This window comes from Haemophilus sp. oral taxon 036 (assembly GCF_002998595.1).
In the GTDB taxonomy this organism is placed as follows: domain Bacteria; phylum Pseudomonadota; class Gammaproteobacteria; order Enterobacterales; family Pasteurellaceae; genus Haemophilus; species Haemophilus haemolyticus_K.
In genome coordinates, this window is record NZ_CP027235.1 from 682,444 (window position 1) to 709,056 (window position 26,613).

The window sequence follows — 26,613 nt, forward strand, 5'->3', positions numbered from 1 at the left end:
ACTATTGGCTTGGAGAACTGATTTTTACTAGCGTTATTTTGTATAATATTGGAAATTTTTTATGGGAAATCATATGACTTATATTGTTGGCTTAACTGGTGGCATTGGTAGTGGTAAAACAACGATTGCTAATTTATTTGCCGATCTTGGGGTACCTCTAGTGGATGCGGATGTGGTTGCTAGAGAAGTCGTTGCGAAAGGTTCCCCTTTATTGTCAAAAATTGTTGGACATTTTGGTGCTCAAATTTTAACGGAACAAGGCGAGCTTAATCGTGCGGCTTTACGAGAGCGAGTGTTTAACCATGATGAAGATAAATTGTGGTTAAATAATCTTTTACATCCCGCTATTCGTGAACGAATGAAACAACAATTAGCTGAACAAACTGCGCCTTACACATTATTTGTCGTCCCTTTATTAATAGAAAATAAATTGACCGCACTTTGTGATCGTATTTTGGTGGTGGATGTGAGTCCACAAACTCAACTTGCTCGTTCAGCTCAACGAGATAACAATAATTTTGAGCAAATTCAACGAATTATGAATTCTCAAGTTTCTCAACAAGAGCGTTTAAAGTTGGCGGATGATGTGATTAACAATGATGCTGAACTGGCCCAAAACTTACCGCACTTGCAACAAAAGGTGCTAGAATTGCACCAGTTTTATTTACAACAAGCGGAACATAAAAATGTCTGACGAAATTATTGAAGTACCTTGTCCGATTTGCCAAAAATCTGTGCCTTGGACAAATGAAAGTACTTTTCGACCTTTTTGTAGCAAACGTTGCCAGTTAATCGATCTTGGCGCATGGGCGGCTGAAGAAAAAGCGATTCCAAGTGATACTGCTGATTTTGCAATGGATCCAAATGTGAGTGACGAATGGAGCATTAAATAGAAATTAACCGATAGGAAACCCTATCGGTTAATTTTTATAAGTGCGGTCCTTTTTTGAGGATTTTCCTTAAGCATGCTATGCTAAACCTAATTTTATTATTCTAAAATGTGATTTTTATGCAACAAGATTATTTAAGCCAGCAACGATTCTCCGATCTTCCTCTAGATCCGATTGTACGAGATGCTTTGGCAAAAAAAGGCTTTGATTTTTGTACCCCAATTCAGGCTTTATCCTTGCCTATCAGTTTAAATGGACGAGATGTCGCAGGACAAGCTCAAACTGGTACAGGCAAGACAATGGCTTTTTTAACGGCTACTTTTCACCATCTTTTAACTCTCCAAGATCCTAATCTTGAATATCCTCACCCAAGAGCTTTGATTTTAGCACCTACTCGAGAATTAGCGGTGCAGATTAGTAATGACGCAGAATTTCTTGCAAAAGCGAGTGGATTAAAGACCGTACTTGCCTATGGTGGCGATGGTTATGATAAACAATTACAAGCGATTGAGCGTGGCGTAGATATTTTGATTGGTACGACGGGACGAGTCATTGATTATGTGAAACAAGGCATAATTGGTTTAGATGAAATCCAAGTTGTTGTGCTAGATGAAGCGGATCGAATGTTTGATCTTGGGTTTATCCGTGATATTCGTTATTTATTGCGTAAATGCCCCGCTCCGCAAGCTCGTTTAACGATGTTATTTTCAGCGACACTTTCTTATAAAGTGCGTGAATTAGCATTCGAGGATATGAATGACCCTGAATATATTGAAATTGAACCAGAACAAAAGACTGGTCATCGCATTAAAGAAGAACTTTTTTATCCATCTAATCAGGATAAAATGGCACTTCTCTTAACCTTAATGGAAGATGAATGGCCTGAGCGCTGTATTGTGTTTGCGAATACGAAACATCGTTGTGAAGAAATTTGGGGTTATTTGGCGGCTGATGGGCATCGTGTCGGCTTACTGACTGGCGATGTAGCACAGAAAAAACGTTTATCGTTATTAAAACAATTTACTGACGGTGATTTAGATATTTTAGTAGCAACAGATGTGGCTGCTCGTGGCTTGCATATTTCTGATGTGACTCATGTTTTCAATTATGATTTACCCGATGATCGAGAAGATTATGTTCACCGAATCGGCCGTACTGGACGAGCAGGGGAAAGTGGAGTTTCGATTAGTTTTGCTTGCGAAGAATATGCGATGAATTTACCAGCAATTGAAGAATATATTGGCCATTCTATCCCAGTGAGCCAATATGAAACAGAAGCCTTGCTTGAACTGCCGAAACCGTATCGGTTAAAACGTGCAGTACCACCGCAAGGGCATACAAGACATCGTTCTTATCACACAAAATAGTGATATAATTTTTTAGTCTCAATAATTAATAAGGAAATCATTATGGCCATTTTAGTGACAGGTGGTGCCGGTTATATCGGTTCTCACACGGTTGTAGAATTATTAAATGCTGGCAAAGAGGTGGTGGTATTAGATAATCTTTGCAATTCATCGCCAAAATCCCTTGAGCGCGTAAAACAAATTACAGGCAAAGAAACAAAGTTTTATGAAGGTGATATTTTAGATCGTGCTTTGTTACAAAAAATCTTTGCTGAAAATAAGATTAGCTCTGTTATTCACTTTGCAGGGTTAAAAGCCGTAGGGGAAAGTGTTCAAAAGCCGACAGAATATTACATGAACAATGTCGCTGGCACCCTTGTATTAATTCAAGAAATGAAAAAAGCAGGTGTTTGGAACTTTGTATTTAGTTCATCTGCAACGGTTTACGGTGATCCAAAAATTATTCCAATTACAGAGGATTGTGAAGTCGGCGGTACAACCAACCCTTACGGTACATCTAAATATATGGTTGAGCAGATTTTACGCGATACAGTAAAAGCGGAACCAAAATTTAGCATGACCATCTTGCGTTATTTTAATCCAGTTGGGGCGCATGAAAGTGGCTTAATTGGTGAAGATCCAAATGGTATTCCAAATAATTTATTACCTTATATTAGTCAAGTTGCCATCGGTAAATTAGCACAACTTTCTGTATTTGGTAGTGATTACGACACTCATGATGGAACAGGCGTCCGTGATTATATTCATGTGGTTGATTTGGCAGTGGGGCATTTAAAAGCGCTTCAACGTCATGAAAATGATGCTGGTTTACATATTTATAACCTTGGTACAGGCCATGGTTATTCCGTATTAGATATGGTAAAAGCTTTTGAAAAAGCCAACGATATTACAATTGCATATAAACTTGTAGAGCGCCGTCCTGGTGATATTGCGACATGCTATTCTGATCCTAGTTTAGCTGCAAAAGAGCTTGGTTGGGTAGCTGAACGTGGTCTTGAAAAAATGATGCAAGATACATGGAACTGGCAGAAAAATAATCCAAAAGGGTACAGAGATTAATATTCTCTAATATTTGTTTTTCTTTTTTAGGAAGAAGAAGCTAAACATTGGGGGATGTGATTAAAAATCCCCCTAATTTTTGCACTTATCCTTTAATTGAAAGGCAAAGTTTCTAAAATACAACCAAAATTAACCGCACTTTATGTCAAATTCCCTTTCTTCCCAAATTTTTACACGCAAGATGTTGATTTGCGTATTCACAGGTTTTAATTCTGGTTTGCCATTATTTGTGTTATTGCAGATGTTGCCTGTTTGGCTGACGGATAAGCATCTTTCAATTGAGCTTATTGGTGCGGTAACTGGTGTGATGTTGCCTTATGGATTGAAATTTTTGTGGGCTCCTTTATTGGATCGTTATTTCCCAAGTTTTTTAGGGCGTCGTCGTAGCTGGATGCTGCTTTCACAAGTGGCATTATTGATTTTACTTTACATAATTAGCCTGTTTGATCCGCTCACACAACTGAGTACGGTTGCAAATATTGCGTTGCTTATCGCCTTTTTTTCAGCCACACAAGATATCGTGTTAGACGCTTATCGTCGTGAGATTTTGAGTGATTATGAATTAGGTTTGGGAAACACTATTCATATTAATGCTTATCGAATTGCGGGATTAATTCCCGGTGGATTATCGCTATATTTGGCGGCGATTTATCCTTGGGAAACAGTCTTTTTATGGACCGCACTTTGTATGTTAGCGGGCATCTTCATGACATTATTTTTAGCAAAAGAGCCAAAAATAGACGTGCAGCAAACTAATCAGTCGTTCTATCAAGCATTTTGGATTCCATTACAAGAATTTTTTCAGCGTAAGGGCATCATTCAGGCTATCGGTTTTTTACTGTTTTTGTTTTTGTATAAGTTCGGGGATTCTTTTGCCACAACGCTACAAACCAAATTTATTTATGATATGGGATTTAGCAAAGAGGATATAGCGATTGTTGTAAAAAGTACCGCACTTTGGTCAAGCATTTTATCTGGACTTGCTGGTGGTGTGATAATGCTAAAACTGGGTATTAACCGTGCATTGTGGCTATTTGGGCTTGTACAGATGGTGACAATTGGTGGGTTTATTTGGTTGGCAGCTTTCGGACATTTTGATGTTATTACATCAGCCGAGTTATGGAAACTAGGTGTTGTAATTGCAGCAGAATATATCGGTGTTGGGCTTGGCACCGCGGCTTTTGTGGCTTTTATGGCGCGTGAGAGTAATCCGCTTTATACCGCAACACAGCTTGCACTTTTTACAAGCCTTTCAGCTTTGCCAAGTAAAGTTTTAGGTATGCTTTCTGGTTATGTTGTGGGAGCGGTAGGGTATTATCAGTATTTTTGGTTTTGTTTATTTTTAGCGATTCCTGGCATGCTTTGTTTATTTTGGGTAGCGCCTTGGAATCAAGAAAATAATACGGCCAATTCACTATAAAAGTACGGTAAAAATTATAAAAAATTTGACCGCACTATGCTTTATCAGTATCTTAATCACGTTTTTTATTAATGGAGATTTTTTATGAAAATTATTCTTTTAGGTGCACCGGGCGCAGGTAAAGGCACTCAAGCACAATTTATTATGAATAAATTTGGTATCCCGCAAATTTCAACTGGCGATATGTTCCGCGCTGCAATCAAAGCAGGGACTGAACTTGGCAAACAAGCTAAAGCATTAATGGATGAAGGTAAATTAGTACCAGATGAATTAACCGTTGCCCTTGTAAAAGATCGTATTGCTCAACCTGACTGCGCAAATGGTTTCTTGTTAGATGGTTTCCCTCGTACTATTCCACAAGCGGATGCATTGAAAGATTCAGGCGTTAAAATTGACTTTGTTTTAGAATTCGATGTGCCAGACGAAGTGATTGTTGAACGTATGAGCGGCCGTCGTGTACACCAAGCATCTGGTCGTTCTTACCACATCGTTTATAATCCACCAAAAGTGGAAGGTAAAGATGATGTGACAGGTGAAGATTTAATTATTCGTGCAGATGATAAACCAGAAACTGTATTAGATCGTTTAGCCGTATATCATAAACAAACCAGCCCATTAATTGATTATTACCAAGCCGAAGCGAAAGCGGGTAATACTCAATATTTCCGTTTAGATGGTACACAAAAAGTGGAAGAAGTTAGCCAAGAGTTAAATAAAATTCTAAGCTAAAATTAACCGCACTTTTTGATATCGAGAAGTGCGGAATATTCCTTAACATGTCTAAAATCCCTAGTTTTATCTTTTAATGATTTACCTCGTGTAAATTCCTGACTTGAAATCAGATAGAGAACATATCATGACATCCTCATTCAAACCAGAATTACTTTCCCCTGCCGGCTCTCTCAAAAATATGCGCTATGCTTTTGCCTATGGTGCAGATGCCGTTTATGCAGGCCAACCACGTTACAGCTTACGTGTACGTAACAATGAATTTAATCATGCCAATTTAAAAATCGGGATCGATGAAGCCCATGCACTTGGCAAAAAATTCTATGTGGTGGTGAATATTGCGCCGCATAACTCCAAACTCAAAACCTTTATCAAAGATTTACAACCTGTGATCGACATGGGCCCTGATGCCTTAATTATGTCTGACCCAGGCTTAATCATGTTGGTGCGTGAAAACTTCCCGGATATTGATATTCACCTTTCTGTACAAGCTAATGCGGTAAACTGGGCAACGGTAAAATTCTGGAAACAAATGGGGTTAACCCGTGTGATTTTATCGCGCGAACTTTCAATAGATGAAATTGCCGAAATTCGCCAACACGTGCCCGATATCGAACTTGAAATTTTCGTACACGGTGCGTTGTGCATGGCGTATTCCGGTCGTTGTTTGCTTTCTGGCTATATCAACAAGCGCGATCCAAACCAAGGCACTTGCACGAATGCTTGCCGTTGGGAATACAAAATGGAAGAAGGTACTACCGATGAAGTAGGCAACATCGTGCCGAAAATCGCTCCTGCCCAACAAATCAAAGTAAAAAATGTGGCGCCAACCTTAGGTGAAGGTGCGGTAACAGATAAAGTTTTCCTTTATACCGAATCACAAAAACCAGATGAGCAAATGACCGCTTTTGAAGATGAGCACGGCACCTATTTTATGAACTCAAAAGATCTGCGTGCAGTACAACACGTTGAAAAATTGACCGCACTTGGTGTGCATTCTTTAAAAATCGAAGGTCGTACTAAATCATTCTATTATTGCGCAAGAACCGCTCAAGTTTACCGCAAAGCCATTGATGATGCGGCAGCAGGAAAACCATTTGATGAAAGCTTAATGGATACCTTGGAATCCCTTGCTCATCGTGGTTATACCGAAGGATTCTTACGTCGTCATACGCACGATGAATACCAAAATTACGAATACGGTTATTCTATTTCTGATCGTCAACAGTTTATCGGTGAATTTACTGGTAAACGTAACGAACAAGGTATGGCTGAAGTGGCGGTAAAGAACAAATTCTTACTTGGTGATGAAGTGGAAATGATGACCCCTCAGGGGAATATCAATTTCAAAATTGAAAAAATGCTAAATCGTAAAAATGAAGCGGTTGATGCAGCACTAGGTGATGGGCATTTTGTGTTCTTAGACGTACCACAAGATATCAACTTAGACTACGCCTTATTAATGCGTAATTTAGTCAATAGCAATACAAGAAATCCACATAATTAAATGACAAAAAATCATTTGTTAAAAAAATGTTGCATTTTTGTATTTTATTATTATAATACGCCACATACCTGATTTGTTAATTCAACAACTCATAGTATGACTCCAAATATTTTTGCCCTTTCAGCTTTTGAAAGGGCTTTTTTTATCCTTGAATTTAAAGCCCTAACTTATTCATTTCTTTAATTACAGAGTCCACTTGAATCTGTGCCATTAAATCTTTTCCTTTTAGTTTTGTTACCCAAGGTAATAGAGAAGATGGTTTTCCAAATTCTTTTTGTGCATTCTCTTCATAAACAGAAACGACATTAGACAAATTATGATAAGGGCCCGTACGTAATGGGTTGTGATAAGCATATAAACCAATAACAGGCGTATTTTGAGCCGTTGCAATATGTGCTGGGCCAGAATCAGGCGATAAAACTAAATCTACTTGAGAAATTAAGGCAGAAAGTTGCTTCAAGTTAGTTTTACCTGAAGCATTAGTTGGTTTAAAGTCACAAAGTGCTATGATTTTTTCAACCATTTCTAATTCACGCTTTGAGGGGGAACTACAAAAAATAACATGAATATTACGTTTATTTGCAATATTGGCAACCTCAGCATAACGTTCAATGAGCCAATCTTTTTCTACTTTACTAGAGCAAGGAGAAATCAGTAAATTTTTACGTGAAGGATCAATAAATTGATATGCATATTCACTTTCCTGGGGAGAAATTTCAAGTTTCCAGGTTAATTTAGCTTTTGGCACACCAATATATTCAGCAAAAGCCATGAAACCATCTAAGACATGAGATGAATCAGGATCATTTACTTGACGATTAACAAATAACCATTGCCCCTCTCGTGATCGTTTTTTACCAAACCCAATTTTATATTTAGCTTTAATTCCTAAGGAAATAATAGAAGCACGAAATGCAGTTTGCATATTTAACAAGGCATCAAAGTGTTGATTCTTTAACGTTTTCCATAATGAGAAAAGACCTTTCCAACCGGTTTTCTTATCATAAGGAATCAGAGTAATATTAGGAATCCCCTCTAATAAGCCGAATTCTGTTTTACCTACAACCCAAGTAATTTGGGTTTGAGGATAATAAGCCTGAATATGTTGTATGACAGCAAGGGCATGACAAACATCTCCTACAGCAGAAAGGCGGAGAATACAAAGTGATTTGGGAGCACGAGTGAAAAGTGACATTTGCAATCCTTTCTCATTTAATTTGGATGTATTTTAAAGTAGAATAAGGACATTTTCTATCATCCAATTCCACTAACATGCACTCATTCCAACAGGGTAATGAATATTTTATCTTCAGTTTTGACCGCACTTTTAACAATAAAAGTAACGTCTTTAAACCTGAATTCTGGCAAACTCAAAAAAGAATTATTGGGACTGCAAAAGGCCGAGGCACAACTTATTTTCTACAAACAGAAGATTATCTAGGCGTAAACTGCGCACTGAGACATTATTATCGAGGTGGATTATGGGGAAAATTCAACAAAGATCGTTATTATTTCTCCTCTCTCAAGAAGACCCGTAGTTTTGCCGAGTTTTATTTACTACAACACTTATATGAAGCAGGGCTCCCCGTTCCTAAACCTATTGCTGCACGAGTTCAAAAGGGAAAATTTGGGATCTGCTACCAAGCGGATATTTTGACAGAAAAAATTGAAAATGCTCAGGATTTATCCCTACTATTACAGGCAACCCCTTTACCAAAAGAAATCTGGACTCAAATAGGAAAATTAATTCGTCAATTGCATGATCAGCAGGTTTGCCATACAGATTTAAATGTACATAACATTCTCGTTCAACAAATAAAAAATAGAAAACAATGTTGGTTATTAGATTTCGATAAGTGCACTGTAAGATCGGGAGATAGTTGGAAAACAGATAACTTGAATCGATTACACCGCTCTTTTACAAAAGAAATTAAAAGAATAAAGATTCAATTTACAAAACAAAATTGGGCAGATTTAATCGAAGCCTATAATCAACCTCAAGAATAAAGGATAAGCCATGAAACAAAAAATCGTACTTGCTACAGGTAACCAAGGTAAAGTGAAGGAAATGTCTGATGTATTAGCCAATCTTGGATTTGAAGTGATCGCACAAAGCGATTTAGGCATTAATAGCCCCGAAGAAACAGGCTTAACCTTTGTAGAAAATGCACTATTAAAAGCACGCTATGCGTCAGAAAAATCAGGGTTACCCGCTATCGCAGATGATTCAGGTCTAGTTGTTTATGCACTCAATGGGGCTCCAGGGTTATATTCTGCGCGATACGCTGGAGAGGATAGTAACGATGAAAAGAATCGCAAAAAATTATTAACCGAACTCTCTCATGTCACAAAAGAAAATCGACAAGCAAAATTTGTGAGCTGTATCGTTTATCTAAAACACCCAAATGATCCGTCACCAATCATCGCTGAAGGTGAATGCCATGGTCTCATTGAGTTTGAAGAAAAAGGTAAAAATGGTTTTGGTTACGATAATTTATTTTTCAGCCCAGAAAAAAATTGCACGTTCGGTGAACTGGATACAATCGAGAAAAAGAGAATCTCACATAGATCACGCGCACTTAATATATTAAAAAATAAATTAGAAAATTAATATTTATAGGCACTCAAAAACGGTCAGAAATATAAAATAATTTCTGACCGCACTTTAACGTTATAATTAAGCTAAACGTATTTTCGCTTCTGCAATCGCTTCAGCAACTCTTAATGGCGATACACCGCCTTTTGCACAACGTTTGTCTAAGCAAGATTGGAGCGAAAGAATCTCGTAAACATCATCTCCCACTACTTCACTAAATTGGCGGAATTCAGGGATAGTAAGATCTTCTAATCCTTTGCCTTTCTCGATTGCATAAACAACCGTTTCACCCACGATATGATGGGAATCTCGGAAAGGTACGCCCTTAGAGACTAAATAATCCGCTAATTCAGTTGCGTTTGAATAGCCTTTTAACGCGGCTTCACGAGTACGTTCAACATTTACTTTCAATTCATCTAATACGAACGTTGCCATGTCCACACAGTTTTGCCAAGTATCTAAGGCATCAAAAATACCTTCTTTGTCTTCTTGCATATCTTTGTTATACGCAAGTGGCAGGCCTTTTAAGGTGACTAGCATACCTGTTAATGAGCCAATCACCCTGCCGGCTTTGCCTCGAATTAACTCACATGCATCAGGATTTTTCTTTTGTGGCATTAATGATGAGCCGGAAGTCACGCGATCAGATAGCTCGACGAAATTTACCTCTCCGCTATTAAAGATAATCATATCTTCAGCAAAGCGGGAAAGATGCGCCATACTGAGGGATGCGATGGAAAGCAACTCTACGATATGATCGCGATCAGAGACGCTATCTAAGCTATTTCTAGTCGCGAAAGCAAAACTAAGATCGTGCGCAAGTGAATCACGATCTACGGCATAAGCCGTACCAGCCAGCGCACCACTACCAAGTGGACAGGTATTCATTCGATTATACGCATCTGTTAAACGTGAATAGTCGCGGTCGAACATTTCCACATATGCCATACACCAATGCGCAAAAGTGATTGGTTGAGCTCGTTGTAAATGGGTATAGCCAGGCATTACTGCTTGTTGTGTGTTTTCTGCGGTTTGAACTAAGTGGCGTTGCAAATTACGTACTGATTCTTGTAATTCAACCACACGTTGTTTGCACCATAGTTTTATATCTACTGCCACTTGATCGTTGCGGCTACGGCCAGTATGTAATTTTTTACCAAGGTTGCCTACTTTATCGATTAGCTTACTTTCAACCCAACTATGAATATCTTCAGCATCATCTTGTAAAATTGCTTGCGGATTTGACCGCACTTCAATAAGTAATTCATTGAGTGCTTGCTCAAGTTGATGCTGTTCTTCGATAGTTAATACATTGACTTTCACCAAGGCTTTGGACCAACCAATCGAGCCTTGAATATCCTGTTCAGCCAAACGATAATCAAAACGTAACGAGTCATTAAAATCTTTAAAACGTTTATCCGCTGCCTGCGTAAAACGCCCACCCCAAAGTGCCATAATCCTTCCTTTTTATTTTAATTAATTATTCTATTATTGTGCATATTTATGCATAAAGCAATATTCTATATTAATAATAAAACAAAAATGGACAAAATCTTTTATTTTGTCCATTTTATCTGTATTAGAGCTATTTATAGTGTTTTTGCTAAATTTTTGATAAATGTTTTGAATTCTTTACCTAATTTTTCGTGACGAATACCGTATTCTACGAAAGCTTCCATATAGCCAATTTTATCACCACAGTCGAATGTTTCACCTGCCATATGGAATGCTTCAACAGTTTCTTTTTCAATGAGCATATCAATCGCATCGGTTAATTGGATTTCATCACCAACACCGATTGGCGTCTTTTCCAACAAGTCCCAAATTGCGGCTGAGAAAACGTAACGACCCACTACAGCAAGGTTTGATGGCGCATCTTCAATAGAGGGTTTTTCAACAATGCTATTAATTTTTGCACTTTCACCGCCATTAAGATTTGCACCACCACAATCTGCAACACCATAGCTACTAACATTTTCTTGTGGAACAGGCGTTACCATAATTTGGCTTGCTCCAGTTTCATTAAAGCGTTTAATCATTGCAGAAAGATTTTCTTTTTTCTGGTCTGCACTGAAATCAGCTAACAATACATCAGGTAATACAACAGCAAAAGGCTCATTACCAACTACTGGACGACCACAAAGAACAGCATGACCTAAGCCCTTAGCGTTACCTTGACGAACGTGCATAATAGTTACATCTTTTGGACAGATAGAACGAACTTCTTCTAGAAGTTGACGCTTAACACGTTTTTCTAGCATTGTTTCTAGTTCAAAAGAGGTATCAAAATGGTTTTCGATAGCATTTTTTGATGAATGCGTGACAAGCACAATTTCTTTTATGCCAGCTGCAACACATTCATTTACCACGTATTGAATCAATGGCTTATCAACCAAAGTGAGCATTTCCTTCGGAATTGCCTTCGTGGCAGGCAACATACGTGTACCAAGACCGGCTACAGGAATAATTGCTTTCATAATATAAAATCCATTATTTACGATTATGATGAACTGTCTAATTGTTCATCTTTCATCTGTTTAATTCGTTGGTAAATTTCTTCTCGGTGAACGGATACTTCTTTAGGCGCTTCTACACCGAGTTTAACTTGGTTTCCACGTACACTCAAAATCGTGATAGAAATATCATTTCCAATAAGTACACTTTCGCCAACTTTACGAGTCAAGATTAACATCTTTTATCTCCTTAGTTTGCATTTATTAGATATCCCTATCAATCAAGGAAGGTTGGCATCCCACCAACCGGCTTGTACTACAGATTTTTGTTTAACCAGTCCTGTGCCACTTTAACTGCTTGTGCCACATTTTCTGGTTGGGAGCCTCCTGCCATTGCCATATCCGGACGACCACCGCCTTTACCCCCGACCTGTTGAGCCATTAAATTAACAAGCTCACCAGCTTTTACTTTGGTAGTTAAATCGTTTGTTACACCAACGACAAGGTTGACTTTTTCATCTAAGATCGATGCGAATGCGATTACGCCTGAGCCGAGTTGATTTTTTAAATCATCGACCATCACACGTAATGATTTTGTTTCTATGCCATCCAATTGTTGTGCGATAACAGAAACACCGTTGATTTTCACCGCACTTTTCACAAAATCAGAACCAGCCTGCATTGCGGCTTTTTCTTTTAGACCTTGTAATTCTTTTTCCACTTTCTTCGCTTTGTCTTGAAGTTGTTGGATTTTTTCTACTAAGGTATTTACATCTGATTTGAATAAGTCTGCGCTTTGGAGCAGAATGCGTTGTTGATTATGTAACCATTCAATCGCATTTTCACCAGTTACAGCTTCAATACGACGAACGCCTGCCGCCACTGCACTTTCAGTAATAATTTTAAATAGACCGATATCCCCCGTGCGTTTTGCGTGAATACCACCACAAAGCTCAATTGAGAAATCGCCCATGGTTAATACGCGAACGTTATCACCATATTTCTCGCCAAAGAGTGCCATTGCCCCTTTAGCTTTTGCTGAATCAATATCCATAATATCCGTTTGCACAGGGAAGTTAGCACGGATTTTTTGGTTTACTAATGTTTCAATTTTAGTTAACTGTTCTTTTGTAATTGCTTCTGGTTGAGCAAAGTCAAAACGCAAGGCTTTATCTGAAACAAGTGATCCTTTTTGCACAACATGTTGACCTAAAACTTGACGTAAGGCCGCGTGCAATAAGTGTGTTGCTGAGTGGTTGAGTGACGTGTAATGACGACGTTCCGCATCCACAATAGCATTCACTGTTTGCCCAACTTTCAAACTTCCTTGCGTTAATTCTCCAATGTGTCCAAATACTTGCCCATATTTTTGGGTATCTTTAACATTAAAGGTCACGCCTTGTGCGCTTAAATATCCGCTATCGCCAATCTGACCACCTGATTCTGCATAAAACGGCGTATTTTCTAAAATAACGACCGCACTTTGACCCGCTTCGATACTTTCTACTGACTTACCATCATAGAAAAGTGCGGTGATTTTTGCTTGAGATTCGACTTCAGTATAGCCTTCAAACTTGGTTTCACCATCCACGCGAATAATGCTGTTGTAGTCTACGCCAAACTGGCTCGCTGCTTGAGCACGAGTACGTTGTGCTTCCATTTCTCGGTCAAACGCTTGTTCATCAATAGTGATATTGCGCTCACGACATACATCAGCCGTTAAATCTAATGGGAAACCGTAGGTATCATAAAGTTTGAATGCCACTTCACCTGAAAGAACGCCATCTTTCACTTGAGCAAGGGCTTCATCTAATAAGCTCAAGCCACGTTCTAGAGTGCGAGCGAATTGTTCTTCTTCTAAACGTAATAGTTTTTCAACATTTACTTGTTTTGCTTTTACGTCTTTGCCTGCTTCTGCCATTACTTCAATTAGAGTTGGCACGAGTTTATAGAAAAAGGCTTCTTTGGCACCTAATAAGTGACCGTGACGAACTGCGCGACGAATAATACGACGTAAGACATAACCGCGGCCTTCGTTTGATGGAATAACGCCATCAGCGATTAAATATGCACAAGAACGAATATGGTCAGCAATAACACGTAATGATTTATTACTTAAATCTGTTGTGCCAACAACTTCAGCCGTTTTTGCGATTAATGTTTTGAAAATATCAATCTCGTAGTTTGAGTTCACATGTTGCAATACAGCAGAAATACGCTCTAAGCCCATACCTGTATCAACTGATGGGCGTGGTAATTTTTCCATTGTGCCGTCGGCTAAACGGTTGAATTGCATGAACACAACGTTCCAGATTTCAATATAACGGTCGCCATCTTCTTCTGGTGAGCCTGGAGGTCCGCCCCAAATATGATCACCGTGATCGTAGAAAATTTCAGTACAAGGACCGCAAGGACCCGTGTCGCCCATTGCCCAGAAGTTGTCTGATGCGTAAGGTGCGCCTTTATTGTCACCAATGCGAATAATGCGTTCAGCAGGAACACCGACTTCTTTATTCCAGATGTTGTAGGCTTCGTCATCGGTTTCATACACGGTTACCCATAGTTTTTCTTTAGGTAAACCAAGCCATTGTGGGGATGTTAAATATTCCCAAGCAAAATTAATCGCATCGTGTTTAAAGTAATCACCAAAACTGAAGTTACCGAGCATTTCAAAGAAAGTATGATGACGCGCGGTATAACCAACATTTTCTAAATCGTTATGTTTACCACCAGCACGCACACAACGTTGCGCAGTCGTCGCTCTAGAATAAGGGCGTTTATCCATTCCAAGGAACACATCCTTAAATTGGTTCATCCCAGCGTTCGTGAAAAGCAAAGTCGGATCATTTTCCGGCACAAGTGAGCTACTCTCAACTACTTGGTGGCCTTTGCTATGGAAAAAATCAAGGAATGATTGTCTTATTTCTGCTGTTGTTTTCATTAAAAAGAATCCTTGTTACCCATAATAAAAATAAAAACTAAATCGTCCTATTTTTGCATATTTTTGAAATTTATAAAAAGGCTTTTTGCCAAAACCCCAAAATAAAACCGCACTTCACGACGCTATTTGAGAAGTGCGGTTAAAATTTAAGTTATTTCAGATTATTCAAAAAACAATTTCTTGTTAATTATTCATCTCTAAGCGGAACAACCAACATATCAATTTTAATCGTATTCATCACTTGACGTGTTGAAGACATTAACTTACTCCAAAAATCTTGGTGATGTCCTGTCACTAATAAATCTACATCATATTGTTCGATGGCATCACTTAGAACTTGTCCTAAATCACCACTGCCACTCAATTTTTCTGAAATTGGATAATCCGCACTTTCAGCTAAATCTAATAAGGCTTTTTGCGTTTCCGTGGAAATTCTGTCTTGCATTGAAGACATATTCACATCAATCAACCCAGTATAAAGATCCGAGAAGTTCACATCAACGTGGATGATAGAAAGTTTTGCTTCATGGCGTTTTGCAACCCCAACCGCTTTTTTAAGTAAAACTGGACTCTCTTCAGAAAGATCTACTGCCACTAAAACGTGTTTGTACATAATCGACTCCTTAACTGATTGGTTCGGCTCTTAACTGGTTCTAATGCTAACATTTTGAGCAATAAAAAACTGTGTGCTAGATCACAATTTAAACATTTTTATGAAAAATTCATTAAATTTTCAATGTCTGCAATTTCTTTAGGGGCCGCTGCGGTTAGGATTTTATTACCATATTCAGTCATGAGTAAATTATCCTCAATGCGAACGCCAATGCCCTTGTATTGCTCTGGCACATCAGCATCTTCTGCAATATAAATACCAGGCTCAACGGTAATCACCATACCGATTTCGAGTATCCGTTGCTTATCTTGGCCATAGCTACCCACATCATGCACATCTAAACCTAGCCAGTGCCCTAATCCATGCATATAAAATTGGCGATAAGCTTGTTGTTCAATGAGTGTATCGACATTACCTTTTAAGATGCCTAAATCCACTAATCCTTGGGTTTTAATACGAATGACTTCGTCATTGGCTTGCTTAATGGAATTACCAGGTACAAGCAATTCAATCGCACGTTTTTGTGCTTTTAAAACTAACTCGTAAATTTCACGTTGAGGCTGAGTAAATTTTCCATTTACAGGAAAAGTGCGGGTAATATCGCCTGCATACATGGCAAACTCACAGCCAGCGTCAATGAGCACTAAATCTCCATCATTGAGTGGGCGATCATTTTCTGTGTAATGCAAAATACAGGCATTATTTCCCCCAGCAACAATGGAATTGTAAGAAGGAAATCTTGCGCAATGGCGATTAAATTCATGCAAAATATCGCTTTCAATTTCATATTCAAAGCGATTTGGGCGTGTCGCTCGCATCGCTTTAATATGCCCAAGTGCCGTAATTTGTCCCGCTTGTTGCATTAATCGGATTTCATTAGGCGATTTTATAAGGCGCATTTCGCTGAGCATTGTTCGCCAATCTAAAATCTCGCTAAAATTTACCGCACTTTCTGCCACTAATTTATCACCCCAAGTATGAATTTCTGGCACATAGTAAAGTGCGGTCAAATTTTTCAGTATTTTTGGTAGTACGGTAGCTAACTCTTCAATAGAATAGGCTTCATTTACATTAAGTTGTTGTGGTGCATGCTCAACACCTAATCGGCGACCATTCCACGTTTCAAGTAACGGATCGCGTGGACGGAGAAAAATAATGGCTTTTTCTGCTTGTTCTGTTTTCAGTAATAACAGTGCTGCATTCGGCTCATTAAAGCCTGTTAAATACCAAAAATAGCTATCTTGACGGAAAGGATAGGAACAATCATTATTACGGCGTTTTTCGATTTCAGAAAAAAGCAATAATGCCGAATTAGGTTGCATCTGAGCAAATATTCGTGTGCGGCGTTCCCCAAATTCTTCTTTAGGCAATTCAGCCATATAAGCCAATTCCATCCTAGATCTCCTTAATGTAATACAGGTTTGCTCTCTATTTCTCCTTCGTTGAAATGAGAATAGAATAACATAGCAATGGTGCGAACATATTCAATGATTTCTTCTAGTGCTTCCGCTAGTTCTTCTTCGTTATCGTCTTCATCATAACCAAGTTGGCAAATATCTTGTAAGTCATCTACGGCTTCGCCAATTTCGCCTTTTTCTTTTGCTAATTCAGGTTGTGCTAAGCCAAGACCAAGTAAGAATTGGTTTGCCCAGTCAGATAAGCTATCCGCTTGCGCAAAGACATTTTCATCTTTGGTTAAACCAAGTTCAAAGGTAAATCCTTCAACATCTGATAAGGTTTGACTAATTTTTTCATAAAGTTCTGTAACGGGTTGAACTAATGCTGTTGGGTAAGCGTGATTATCATTGCTGAATTGATATAAGAGCGGTAGCCAACTTTGATCTTTTAAGCCACCACAAAGTAAACCGCTTAAAAAACCATGTAGTTCTGTTGCATTAAAGCCGATTCCAGCTGATTTAAGTTGTTGGTTAAGGTCAGAATGAGAAATGAGCATAATAGATGTCCTGAGTAAATTTGAAATTAGTGTAAACCTTTGTAAATAAAAAAGCGATCGCTTTTCCTTGTAGAAAAACGACCGCACTTTTTACCTGATGATGAGCGAATTACATCATTCCGCCCATGCCACCCATACCGCCCATGCCAGCGCCTAGGTCAGCTTTTTCATCTTTTGGAAGCTCGGTTACCATACATTCAGTGGTAATCATTAAGCCTGCTACAGATGCCGCGAATTGCAACGCAGAACGAGTTACTTTAGTTGGATCTAAGATACCCATTTCGATCATATCGCCGTATTGTTCTGTACCTGCGTTATAACCAAAGTTTCCTTCGCCATTTTTAACCGCACTTGCCACAACAGATGCTTCTTCACCCGCGTTAGTGACAATTTGACGTAAAGGTGCTTCCATCGCACGTAATGCAAGTTTGATACCCACATTTTGTTCTTCATTGTCACCTTTTAGGCTTGCCGCAACTTTCGCTGCTGCGCGAACTAATGCAACGCCACCACCCGCAACGATACCTTCTTCAACCGCTGCGCGAGTTGCATGTAATGCATCATCCACACGGTCTTTTTTCTCTTTCATTTCAACTTCAGTTGCTGCTCCTACTTTGATTACTGCCACACCGCCAGCAAGTTTAGCCACGCGCTCTTGAAGTTTTTCTTTGTCGTAGTCAGAAGTTGATTCTTCAATTTGTTGACGAATTTGCGCTACGCGACCTTTGATTTGTGCTTCATCACCCACACCATCGATAATCGTGGTGTTGTCTTTGTTGATTACAACACGTTTTGCTTGACCTAAATCTTCTAATGTCGCTTTTTCAAGTTCCATACCGATTTCTTCAGAAATCACAGTACCTGCAGTTAAGATCGCAATATCTTGTAACATTGCTTTACGACGATCACCAAAACCAGGTGCTTTCACTGCTGCCACTTTCACGATACCACGCATGGTGTTCACTACTAAGGTTGCAAGTGCTTCACCTTCGATATCCTCAGCAATAATTAATAATGGTTTACCCGCTTTTGCCACACCTTCTAATACTGGAAGTAATTCACGAATATTTGATACTTTTTTATCTACTAAAAGAATGTACGGGTTATCTAATTCAACAGTTGCTGTTTCTGGTTTGTTGATGAAATAAGGTGATAAGTAACCACGATCGAATTGCATCCCTTCCACAACCGCTAATTCATCGTCAAGACCTGTACCATCTTCTACGGTAATCACGCCTTCTTTACCCACTTTTTCCATTGCTTGAGCAATTAATTGGCCCACGATGCTGTCTGAGTTAGCAGAAATTGTCCCTACTTGCTCAATTTCTTTAGAGGTTTCGCAAGGTTTAGATAAATTTTTAAGCTCAGAAACAACCGCACTTACCGCTTTATCAATACCACGTTTTAAATCCATTGGATTCATACCCGCAGCCACAGCTTTTAAGCCTTCATTTACGATAGCTTGAGCAAGAACTGTTGCGGTCGTTGTACCGTCACCTGCTGCATCATTGGCTTTAGAGGCAACCTCTTTCACCATTTGTGCACCCATGTTTTCAAATTTATCTTCTAATTCAATTTCACGTGCAACAGATACACCATCTTTAGTGATGGTTGGTGCGCCAAATGATTTATCTAAAATGACATTACGACCTTTAGGGCCAAGGGTCACTTTTACTGCATCAGCTAATACATTCACGCCTTTAAGCATTTTTACGCGTGCATCGTTACCAAATTTTACGTCTTTTGCTGCCATTTTCTTTTTTCCTTAATTTAAATTATTCCACAATCGCCAAAATATCGTTTTCAGAAATGATTAACACTTCTTCACCATCGATTTTTTCACTTTTCACGCCATAACCATCATTGAAAATGACTGTATCGCCAACTTTTACATCTAAAGGTTGAACGGTGCCATTTTCCAAAATACGACCTTTACCCACTGCTAATACTTTCGCTCGGGTTGATTTAGTCGCTGCTGAACCTGTTAATACGATACCGCCAGCTGAACGGGTTTCGACTTCTTCACGTTTAATAATTACACGATCGTGTAAAGGACGAATATTCATGATTAATTTCCTTCTTAAAGAATTTGTAAAGCATCTCTTATATAGGGAACGATTTCTAACTTTCAAGTGTGATAAATTAAAAATTTTGCACTTACTTATTGAAATCTAAATACGGGCTATTCATCATTACATTTACTTTTCTTTTGAGCATATAAAGAAACACTCTATTCCAGCAGCCACAAACGTTGCAATAATATAAACTGCTAAATAACCAAAAGTACCTGCAATTCGGATAGAGATAAATCCAGCTAAATAGGCTCCTAAAAGCGCGATAGAAAATTGTAACGCACTGTCCAGCGTAGCGTATGTTTTAGTTGATTTGTCCATAATCATGGCGAGTAAGCAAGGCACAAGTAATGCGTAAGTAATACTTAATAATAAGATTGGTACAGCAATAAGATAAGGAAAATCCGTGCCGACATATTCAAATAAAATAAATAAGAAGAAGGCAAAGATTTGGCTAAATAATATCCATTGGGTGACGGAAGCCCGAGAATATTTTTTGAGTAATAGACCGCTGAGTGGAGCAAAAGCGATAGCACAAAGGGGTTCGAATACGGCAAGTAATAACCCAATGTGTTGGCTGCTCCAGCCCAATGCATTTAGACGTGGAATGAAACTACTGACCACCATGCCGCTGGGAATAAACACAAATAACAATAAAATCAACCAATGAAATGAGATGTGCGGTTGTTGCCAAAAGTGGAAAAAGCGTGTGAATAAAAAACGCAATGGAGGATTTTGCGGTTCAGTGGCAACTGTAGGTTCGGAATATAGGCTGATTTGTAGAATCAACAGTAGCGCAAAAACACTGATTAAATCCACCGCACTTTGCCAGCCGTAATGATGATAAATCAGTAACACCAAACCGCCGCCAAGCATTTTACCCAGGCGTCCTGCGATCACTTGAATGACGCCGCCAAAGCCACGTTGCTCAAAAGGCAGGATGGCACACGTCAGCCCCAACGCCGCACAACCAAAAAATAGACTGCTTAGGTTCAATAGCACACACGCCACCATAAGCAGTGCAAAATCTTGTTGCGGTTGGATGAAATGCAATATAAATAAGGCAATAAAAATGATTAGCGAGGAAAGGCATAGCCAGCCTCGAAATTGCCCGATACGTTTGAGACGATAGCGTTCAATTAACGGCGAAACGATGAATTTCGCTATTTCCATTCCACCAAGCAAATAGAACCAACTAAGCTGTTTAAGATCAAACCCCATTTCTTTTAACATGGTGATGAGCGCAATCATATAAAACGCTACTACGCAGAATTTAAAACCGGCAGTCGTGGCAAGGATCGCCCAATCCTGTTTAGTGAGTGATGTTGCCTTGTTGGCATTGCCAAAATGCTGCATAACGTCCTTTTTGTTCTAAGAGTGTTTGATGCGTGCCTTGTTCGGCAATGCTGCCGTTTTCCAACACATAAATGCAATGCGCGCCCACAATGGTGGAAAGTCGGTGAGCGATAATCAACACGGTTTTGTCTTTAACCAGCTGATCCAGCGCTTTTTGTACTGCCAGCTCATTGCGGGTATCCAACGATGCTGTCGGTTCATCTAAAATGAGAATCGGTGCGTCTTTTAAAATCGCGCGGGCAATAGCAAGTCGTTGCTTTTCGCCGCCGGAAAAATTACTTCCAATTTCATTAACTTGCGTTTGATACCCTTGTGGTAATGCTTGAATAAAATCATGGCATTGGGCAAGTTTACAGGCGTGAATCACCTCTTCATCGGTGGCATTGAGTTTTGCCATTCGGATGTTATTTAATACACTGTCTTGGAATAAATACACGTCTTGAAACACCACGGAAATTAAGCGCATGAGCTGTTCTTGGCTAACATCCCGAATATCGATACCACCGATCGTAATTCGCCCTGATTGCGGATCAGCATAACGCAACAACAAGCGAAGTAATGTTGTTTTACCACAACCGCTGGTGCCCACAAAAGCATTGAGGCTGTTAGGTTTTATGTCTAAATTAATGTCGTTTAGGATGGTTTTTTCAGCATTATAACCAAAGCGGACATGCTCATAGCAAATGCGATAATCTGTGGGTAATCTGCTGCCATGATTTTCCGCCAATTCAGGCAATGCCATCAGTTTTTCAAATTTTTCACAGCTAATCACAAAAATTTCTAAGAGTGAAGACATTTGCACAAAGAAGTTCAATACATCTGAAATTCGCGCAATTAAAATCAGCACCGTGGCTAACAATACCCAATGGGCGCTACCGGAAATCACCCAAAATGTACCAACAATTAATACCGCAATAAGACTTAATTGAATGCTTGAGGTAATAATCAAATTCGGACGTTCGCCTTTTTTAGTACCAATGCATTGAATGTTGGCGACATCTTCAATCACACGGTTGAAAATATGTTGTTTGTTTTCAGTTTGCCCTGTTGATTTCAGAATTTCCAGACCTTGCACAAACTCAATGGTTTCGCCTTTAAGTCGCTGATTAGCTTCTGCCAAAATACTAAATCCACGACGGAAAGCTTTTCTCCGCCATAAATAAAGTGGCACGATAAGCGGAAAAATAATGAAGATCATCAGCCCAAAGCGGTAATCAAAGAAACAAAGACAAAGGGCGGCAGACACCGGTGTTACGATGCCATAAATTAGAATACTGATTAAACTGAATGCGTAATTCGTAGCTTCATTAATACTTTGGATGGCAACGGAACTGAGTTCGCCTGCACGAAATCCACTGAGGACGGCAAGAGATACGCGGCGAAGTTTTTCGCCCAGTTGACGTCTTAATTGATATGTCGCCAAAAATGAATCGCCTTTGGTGTCATAATATTCCGCCCAAATGCGGAAAAGGAGGCTGGCGACTAAAAGCACGCCACATAAAACACTCCAAAAAATGACCGCACTTTGCCCTGCCTCGGTTTGTTCTAATGACAAAAGCAGCGGATACAGTAAGCCGATAGCCACGCCGAATAAAATTGCAGACAGCGCCGCAAAAGCAAGACAGCGTAAGAATGCGCTTTGTTGCTGTTGGGCGGCGGCAAATAAGGCGTGATAAGTTTGCCATAGGCTTTTTACACGTTGAGTTTCGGGATTAAAGTAAGATTGCATAACATTCTCTAATGTATCGTCCAAGATTTTGCCTGTTGATATTCCGCCCAAAGGGTTTGATAGGCGACGTTGGTTTGCAACAAGGCTTGGTGATTGCTTTGAGCAATGATTTCGCCGTTCTCTAAATAAATAATTTGATCGGCTTGGGTAATGCTAGACAGGCGATGCGCCACCATGATCACCGTTTTATTTTGCATCAGCGCATGAAATGCCTGCATTAAATCCGCCTCGTTTTTCGCATCGGAAAAAGCCGTGGGTTCGTCTAGCAATAAAATCGGGCGATTTTGTAAAAAGGCGCGGGCTATACTGATACGTTGCTTTTGTCCACCTGACAATAATTGTCCGCGCTCACCCACTTTCGTTTGATATTGCTCCGGCAAGGTCATAATAAAGTCGTGAATACGGGCTTGTTTGGCGGCATTGATAATCGCTTTCTCTGTCACATTTTCTATGCCGTAGGCGATGTTTTCGGCAATAGAGCAAGAAAATAAGAAATTATCCTGAAATACGACCGAACAATATTTCATAAGTTGATCCTGTTCCATATGACGAATATCCGCACCACCTAAGGTGATTTTTCCGCTATCGACATCCCAAAAACGCAATAGCAAATTGAGCAAGGTGGTTTTGCCTGAGCCTGAAGTGCCAATAATGGCAGTAAAACTATTTTGCGGCACTCTGAAGTTAATATTTTTCAGCGTCGCGTCGGCATCATAGCTGAAATTAACCTGTTCAAATTGAACAGCATACCCCTTCGGCGTTTGTAACGGCAAAAGTGCGGTGGCATTTTCTAACGTTTTTATTTCGTTAATGCGTTCAATGGCGGCACGGGAGCGTTCTAACAAATGAAACAGCCCCATGTAAGGATGCATGGTTTCAATTAACCCAGCGGCTAACACTAAAAAGGCAAAAAAGCCAAAGGTGGAAAGCAGTGCAAGCGAATGTAAATACACGCCTAATACGATCAAAAACAACATGATCGGCATCGGCGTAAAGAGTGAACGGGCAAGACGTGTTGGGGCGCCCACTTTGGCTAAAAAAGCGAAGATGACCTGATTAAAATTTTCCAATGCGGTGCTAAAACGACTGTATGAACTTTGTCCCGCATCAAAGGTACGAATCGTGCTCATGCCTTGAATATATTCAATAATCGCGCTATTGATTCGGCTCACGGCAGCACCATAATCACGATAATTCAACCGACTTTTTTGCATTAAGCGTTGCAGAATCGTAAACAACACGACAAGGAAAATCACCACAGCCAATGCCATTTGCCAATTTAACCAAAACAATGCTGCCAACACGAAAATCGGTGTGGAATAAGCCTCCGCTTTAAGGGGAGGTGCATCGGCAACAAAGGTGTGCAATTCGTTTACGTCATCGCACAGCACTTTGGTTAAACCGCCTGAACCGATTTCATTGACTTTGCCTAACGATAATTGACTGATTTTTTTCGCAAGCTGTTGGCGTAGCATTTTTTCCAATTCAAAAGCCGCATAATGAGATTTGTCGTGCGCTTTAATTTTGCAGGTGTAATACAAAATGGACGTGGCAAGCAGCGCGAAAATCTGCCAATAAGGAAACGTAAGAGATTGGCTGACGGTGAACACAATGTGGATCATCAAAAGCCAAATCCCAATTTTTAAGCCTTGCGCGAAGGTTGCCAACCACATTGAGGCGCGTAATTGCGCAGCAACAGGTTGGCAAATTTGTTGGTGTTGCTGACTCATTGCTTAAAATCTTAACTCAGTAGAAAGCCCAATTTGACGTTCCGGCTGACGGGTAATGTCGCCAGAGCGCGGTACGAGCAAGATATCTTTGCGTGAGTTAAGCACATTGTCGGCATAAAGCGTGATTCTGGCATGCTTAAAGTCGTACGCTAAATAAACATCAAGTTGGTCATAATGCCCTACTTTACCATTGGCTGAGTTGTCGGCAGTGGAATAATAACTACTGTTGTAGCTGTAATTGGTGCCAATTTCTAGGTGGTCAAGAAGACGATAATTGGCCCCTACTTTTCCACTAAAACTTGGTGCGCGAGCGAGTTTATTTCCTTCAATGCCGCTGTTTGGATAACTTTTGATATCGGTTTTTAACATCCCGATGCCCGCATTGAGTGCCAGTTTCTCAGTGGCCTGCCATTCGGTATTGATTTCCGCACCATAGGTAATGACTTTATCGGCATTGCGGATCACGATGGAATTTGGACCAAGGGTGAACGGTAACTGCATGTCTTTGTAGTCGTTATAGAATAGGTTGCTGTTAATGCGTAGGCGTTTATCTGCGGATGTCCAACGATGATAAAGTTCGTAGTTCCAGACATATTCCGCGTCATATTCATAGCTGGTGTACGGCACACCGAAAGTCACACCGGCACCGCCCGGATTATAACCTTTGCCTACTTTAAAGCCTAAGCGTTGAGCATCGTTAATTTTCCATGCAATGTCTGCTTTTGGCAGGAAGACATTGTATTTTTTATCTCGGTTGATGGAAAACATCGCACTTTTGCCTTTACGCTGATGATGTTCCTGTTCATAGCGAGCAGAAAGCGTCAATTCAAACGGAATATCAGGTGTAAAGGTAATTTCACTAAAGGCCGCCTTGGTTTTCGTTTTATCATTAAAATTTGTCGTAATCGGCGTGCGAGCAATGCGTCCATTAAGCATCGTAACACTTTCATCTTGTTTCGCATTAAAATAGAACAAACCGAATAAACCACGGTATTTTTCGCTTTCGTATTTTACAATGGGTTCAATTTGGAATTCATTGCCATCAACGCGAGCCGGAACACCTCGACGATTTGGCGGCAATGCGGTGTTGAATGGCGAAGTCGTTTTTCTATCGTGAATAAAGTGGGTGTAAACCAATTTATTTTCCCATTTCCAATGTTCTGAGAGTTGATAGCCAATGTCCCAAATAGTGCTGGCAGAGCGCGTTTGGAATACCGGGCGTTCCGGCGTGTAACGTGGTGAATTAGGTTGTAATTCCGTTTCACTTTGTGGTGCTCTTGCGTTTAAATGATTGAATGTTAAACGGCTATAGAGATCCGGCAGGGCAGACGGTGTCCACAGTAATTTGGCGCGGGTGTTAGTGGCTTTAAACCAACGTGGGTTACCAACGGGATCATAATGCGGTAAATCCACAGCAGTTTCTCGTTGTTGATGATCTACGCTTAAACGAAACGCTAATTCGTCTTTCACCACAGGGCCTGAAATCAGGGCTGCTGTTTGCGTTAATCGATGATTTCCCATATTCAATTTCGCTGCGCCTTCCCATTCTTGCGTTGGGTCATTGCTGGTCATGACCACCGCACCGGCAATGGCGTTACGCCCTTGGGCATAGCTTTGCGCCCCACGATAAATTTCCACCTGTTTCATATCCCAGAGAGATTTTGTGCCAAACGCTAGTTCATTATAGCTAGAAGTTCTACCGTCAATTTGCATATTTAAACGTGGACGTGAACCGGCAAAAAATGCTACCGCACCGATCGCCGGACCAGAACCGTCAACGCCACGCACAGTAGGTAAGTCATTGCCCAAGCCGGTGTCTAAAATATTCACATCGCGTTTTAATAATTGGGTCGCAGACAGTAAATTGGGTTCTCGTTTGAGTTGTTCGGCGGTTACCACGGAGGTGCTTGAACTGGTAGAGGATTGACTACGCTCGAATTTTTCACCAGTCACAGTGATTTCATCTAGTACTGTAGTCTGCTTACTTTCTTCAGCATGAGTAGAAAAAGAATAGGCACTCATCAGGCAAAGGCTAATGAGGCTGAGTCGTGGGGATAACTTGTTCATGGAGTCTCCTAGGCTTTATCTTGGTTTAAAGTTTACACTTTTTAAATTAATTAACTAATAATGTAAACCTAACACAATTATAATACGAAAGTAAATAAGAATTTTTCTCAAATTTAATATTTGACAATTA

General features: G+C 39.9%; 23 protein-coding genes. 9 read left to right on the plus strand and 14 right to left on the minus strand.

Annotated features, from left to right (window positions below; translation table 11 throughout):
- Window positions 1–73: 73 nt before the first annotated feature.
- The 7 genes from coaE (at window position 74) to yegQ (ending at window position 6,972) form a co-directional block, all read left to right on the plus strand.
- The gene (gene coaE, locus C3V42_RS03340; RefSeq protein WP_106014307.1) at window positions 74–694 is read left to right on the plus strand and encodes a dephospho-CoA kinase; all 621 of its coding nucleotides are present in this window, start codon (window positions 74–76) and stop codon (window positions 692–694) included.
- Complete coding sequence (gene yacG / locus C3V42_RS03345) at window positions 687–893, plus strand: DNA gyrase inhibitor YacG (protein ID WP_106013636.1); 207 nt, start codon at window positions 687–689, stop codon at window positions 891–893. Before coaE ends, yacG begins: the two co-directional genes overlap by 8 nt.
- Before the next feature lie 116 nt (window positions 894–1,009).
- Window positions 1,010–2,257, plus strand: a complete 1,248-nt coding sequence (gene rhlB, locus C3V42_RS03350) for an ATP-dependent RNA helicase RhlB (protein ID WP_164994218.1) — start codon at window positions 1,010–1,012, stop codon at window positions 2,255–2,257.
- Window positions 2,258–2,299: 42 nt separating this feature from the next.
- A complete protein-coding gene (galE, locus tag C3V42_RS03355) occupies window positions 2,300–3,316 on the plus strand; it encodes a UDP-glucose 4-epimerase GalE (RefSeq protein WP_106013638.1) in 1,017 nt (338 codons plus the stop codon).
- A 181-nt stretch (window positions 3,317–3,497) separates the two neighbouring features.
- Window positions 3,498–4,736, plus strand: a complete 1,239-nt coding sequence (locus tag C3V42_RS03360) for an MFS transporter (protein WP_164994246.1) — start codon at window positions 3,498–3,500, stop codon at window positions 4,734–4,736.
- Window positions 4,737–4,820: 84 nt separating this feature from the next.
- Window positions 4,821–5,465, plus strand: coding sequence for an adenylate kinase (adk, locus tag C3V42_RS03365; RefSeq protein WP_048953463.1), 645 nt, complete (start codon window positions 4,821–4,823; stop codon window positions 5,463–5,465).
- A gap of 127 nt (window positions 5,466–5,592) precedes the next feature.
- Window positions 5,593–6,972 carry a tRNA 5-hydroxyuridine modification protein YegQ gene (yegQ, locus tag C3V42_RS03370; protein WP_106013640.1) on the plus strand — a complete coding sequence of 460 codons (1,380 nt, stop codon included), beginning with the start codon at window positions 5,593–5,595 and terminating at the stop codon, window positions 6,970–6,972.
- 154 nt (window positions 6,973–7,126) lie between these two features.
- Here the strand turns inward: yegQ and C3V42_RS03375 are convergent, their stop codons facing one another.
- Window positions 7,127–8,167, minus strand: coding sequence for a glycosyltransferase family 9 protein (locus C3V42_RS03375; RefSeq protein ID WP_106013641.1), 1,041 nt, complete (start codon window positions 8,165–8,167; stop codon window positions 7,127–7,129).
- Window positions 8,168–8,244: 77 nt separating this feature from the next.
- Between C3V42_RS03375 and C3V42_RS03380 the strand changes: the two genes are divergently transcribed.
- Both C3V42_RS03380 and rdgB read left to right on the plus strand, forming a co-directional pair.
- Complete coding sequence (locus tag C3V42_RS03380) at window positions 8,245–8,979, plus strand: 3-deoxy-D-manno-octulosonic acid kinase (protein WP_106013642.1); 735 nt, start codon at window positions 8,245–8,247, stop codon at window positions 8,977–8,979.
- Between the two features lie 10 nt (window positions 8,980–8,989).
- Window positions 8,990–9,583, plus strand: a complete 594-nt coding sequence (rdgB, locus tag C3V42_RS03385) for an RdgB/HAM1 family non-canonical purine NTP pyrophosphatase (RefSeq protein ID WP_106013643.1) — start codon at window positions 8,990–8,992, stop codon at window positions 9,581–9,583.
- 66 nt (window positions 9,584–9,649) lie between these two features.
- On the opposite strand, the gene argH is transcribed toward rdgB, so the two are convergent.
- The 13 genes from argH to C3V42_RS03450 form a co-directional block, all read right to left on the minus strand.
- Window positions 9,650–11,023, minus strand: a complete 1,374-nt coding sequence (gene argH / locus C3V42_RS03390; protein WP_106013644.1) for an argininosuccinate lyase — start codon at window positions 11,021–11,023, stop codon at window positions 9,650–9,652.
- Window positions 11,024–11,157: 134 nt separating this feature from the next.
- Entirely contained in the window at window positions 11,158–12,045 is an 888-nt protein-coding gene (gene galU / locus C3V42_RS03395) for a UTP--glucose-1-phosphate uridylyltransferase GalU (protein WP_106013645.1), read from the minus strand.
- Between the two features lie 23 nt (window positions 12,046–12,068).
- Window positions 12,069–12,260: a carbon storage regulator CsrA gene (gene csrA / locus C3V42_RS03400; RefSeq protein WP_005625841.1), complete on the minus strand. Its 192-nt coding sequence runs from the start codon at window positions 12,258–12,260 to the stop codon at window positions 12,069–12,071.
- Window positions 12,261–12,337: 77 nt separating this feature from the next.
- Window positions 12,338–14,962, minus strand: a complete 2,625-nt coding sequence (gene alaS, locus C3V42_RS03405; RefSeq protein WP_106013646.1) for an alanine--tRNA ligase — start codon at window positions 14,960–14,962, stop codon at window positions 12,338–12,340.
- A 187-nt stretch (window positions 14,963–15,149) separates the two neighbouring features.
- Entirely contained in the window at window positions 15,150–15,575 is a 426-nt protein-coding gene (uspA, locus tag C3V42_RS03410; protein ID WP_005629483.1) for a universal stress protein UspA, read from the minus strand.
- A 98-nt stretch (window positions 15,576–15,673) separates the two neighbouring features.
- Window positions 15,674–16,969 carry a Xaa-Pro aminopeptidase gene (gene pepP, locus C3V42_RS03415; protein ID WP_106013647.1) on the minus strand — a complete coding sequence of 432 codons (1,296 nt, stop codon included), beginning with the start codon at window positions 16,967–16,969 and terminating at the stop codon, window positions 15,674–15,676.
- 11 nt (window positions 16,970–16,980) lie between these two features.
- Entirely contained in the window at window positions 16,981–17,529 is a 549-nt protein-coding gene (locus C3V42_RS03420; RefSeq protein ID WP_106013648.1) for a YecA family protein, read from the minus strand.
- Between the two features lie 109 nt (window positions 17,530–17,638).
- Entirely contained in the window at window positions 17,639–19,282 is a 1,644-nt protein-coding gene (gene groL / locus C3V42_RS03425; protein WP_106013649.1) for a chaperonin GroEL, read from the minus strand.
- 22 nt (window positions 19,283–19,304) lie between these two features.
- Complete coding sequence (locus C3V42_RS03430; protein ID WP_005629492.1) at window positions 19,305–19,595, minus strand: co-chaperone GroES; 291 nt, start codon at window positions 19,593–19,595, stop codon at window positions 19,305–19,307.
- A gap of 132 nt (window positions 19,596–19,727) precedes the next feature.
- Entirely contained in the window at window positions 19,728–20,957 is a 1,230-nt protein-coding gene (locus tag C3V42_RS03435) for an MFS transporter (RefSeq protein WP_106013650.1), read from the minus strand.
- Window positions 20,914–22,686, minus strand: a complete 1,773-nt coding sequence (locus C3V42_RS03440) for an ABC transporter ATP-binding protein (protein WP_106013651.1) — start codon at window positions 22,684–22,686, stop codon at window positions 20,914–20,916. The genes C3V42_RS03435 and C3V42_RS03440 overlap by 44 nt, the downstream gene beginning before the upstream one ends.
- 8 nt (window positions 22,687–22,694) lie before the next feature.
- Window positions 22,695–24,416 carry an ABC transporter ATP-binding protein gene (locus C3V42_RS03445; protein WP_106013652.1) on the minus strand — a complete coding sequence of 574 codons (1,722 nt, stop codon included), beginning with the start codon at window positions 24,414–24,416 and terminating at the stop codon, window positions 22,695–22,697.
- Window positions 24,417–24,419: 3 nt separating this feature from the next.
- Complete coding sequence (locus C3V42_RS03450; protein ID WP_106013653.1) at window positions 24,420–26,483, minus strand: TonB-dependent siderophore receptor; 2,064 nt, start codon at window positions 26,481–26,483, stop codon at window positions 24,420–24,422.
- Window positions 26,484–26,613 lie beyond the last annotated feature (130 nt).

What these genes read in the sequence shown, in the direction of transcription:
- coaE (WP_106014307.1), top strand. Translation starts at nt 74, where the DNA reads ATGACTTATATTGTTGGCTTAACTGGTGGCATTGGTAGTGGTAAAACA.
- yacG (WP_106013636.1), top strand. Translation starts at nt 687, where the DNA reads ATGTCTGACGAAATTATTGAAGTACCTTGTCCGATTTGCCAAAAATCT.
- rhlB (WP_164994218.1), top strand. Translation starts at nt 1,010, where the DNA reads ATGCAACAAGATTATTTAAGCCAGCAACGATTCTCCGATCTTCCTCTA.
- galE (WP_106013638.1), top strand. Translation starts at nt 2,300, where the DNA reads ATGGCCATTTTAGTGACAGGTGGTGCCGGTTATATCGGTTCTCACACG.
- C3V42_RS03360 (WP_164994246.1), top strand. Translation starts at nt 3,498, where the DNA reads ATGTTGATTTGCGTATTCACAGGTTTTAATTCTGGTTTGCCATTATTT.
- adk (WP_048953463.1), top strand. Translation starts at nt 4,821, where the DNA reads ATGAAAATTATTCTTTTAGGTGCACCGGGCGCAGGTAAAGGCACTCAA.
- yegQ (WP_106013640.1), top strand. Translation starts at nt 5,593, where the DNA reads ATGACATCCTCATTCAAACCAGAATTACTTTCCCCTGCCGGCTCTCTC.
- C3V42_RS03375 (WP_106013641.1), bottom strand. Translation starts at nt 8,167, where the DNA reads ATGTCACTTTTCACTCGTGCTCCCAAATCACTTTGTATTCTCCGCCTT.
- C3V42_RS03380 (WP_106013642.1), top strand. Translation starts at nt 8,245, where the DNA reads ATGCACTCATTCCAACAGGGTAATGAATATTTTATCTTCAGTTTTGAC.
- rdgB (WP_106013643.1), top strand. Translation starts at nt 8,990, where the DNA reads ATGAAACAAAAAATCGTACTTGCTACAGGTAACCAAGGTAAAGTGAAG.
- argH (WP_106013644.1), bottom strand. Translation starts at nt 11,023, where the DNA reads ATGGCACTTTGGGGTGGGCGTTTTACGCAGGCAGCGGATAAACGTTTT.
- galU (WP_106013645.1), bottom strand. Translation starts at nt 12,045, where the DNA reads ATGAAAGCAATTATTCCTGTAGCCGGTCTTGGTACACGTATGTTGCCT.
- csrA (WP_005625841.1), bottom strand. Translation starts at nt 12,260, where the DNA reads ATGTTAATCTTGACTCGTAAAGTTGGCGAAAGTGTACTTATTGGAAAT.
- alaS (WP_106013646.1), bottom strand. Translation starts at nt 14,962, where the DNA reads ATGAAAACAACAGCAGAAATAAGACAATCATTCCTTGATTTTTTCCAT.
- uspA (WP_005629483.1), bottom strand. Translation starts at nt 15,575, where the DNA reads ATGTACAAACACGTTTTAGTGGCAGTAGATCTTTCTGAAGAGAGTCCA.
- pepP (WP_106013647.1), bottom strand. Translation starts at nt 16,969, where the DNA reads ATGGAATTGGCTTATATGGCTGAATTGCCTAAAGAAGAATTTGGGGAA.
- C3V42_RS03420 (WP_106013648.1), bottom strand. Translation starts at nt 17,529, where the DNA reads ATGCTCATTTCTCATTCTGACCTTAACCAACAACTTAAATCAGCTGGA.
- groL (WP_106013649.1), bottom strand. Translation starts at nt 19,282, where the DNA reads ATGGCAGCAAAAGACGTAAAATTTGGTAACGATGCACGCGTAAAAATG.
- C3V42_RS03430 (WP_005629492.1), bottom strand. Translation starts at nt 19,595, where the DNA reads ATGAATATTCGTCCTTTACACGATCGTGTAATTATTAAACGTGAAGAA.
- C3V42_RS03435 (WP_106013650.1), bottom strand. Translation starts at nt 20,957, where the DNA reads ATGCAGCATTTTGGCAATGCCAACAAGGCAACATCACTCACTAAACAG.
- C3V42_RS03440 (WP_106013651.1), bottom strand. Translation starts at nt 22,686, where the DNA reads ATGCAATCTTACTTTAATCCCGAAACTCAACGTGTAAAAAGCCTATGG.
- C3V42_RS03445 (WP_106013652.1), bottom strand. Translation starts at nt 24,416, where the DNA reads ATGAGTCAGCAACACCAACAAATTTGCCAACCTGTTGCTGCGCAATTA.
- C3V42_RS03450 (WP_106013653.1), bottom strand. Translation starts at nt 26,483, where the DNA reads ATGAACAAGTTATCCCCACGACTCAGCCTCATTAGCCTTTGCCTGATG.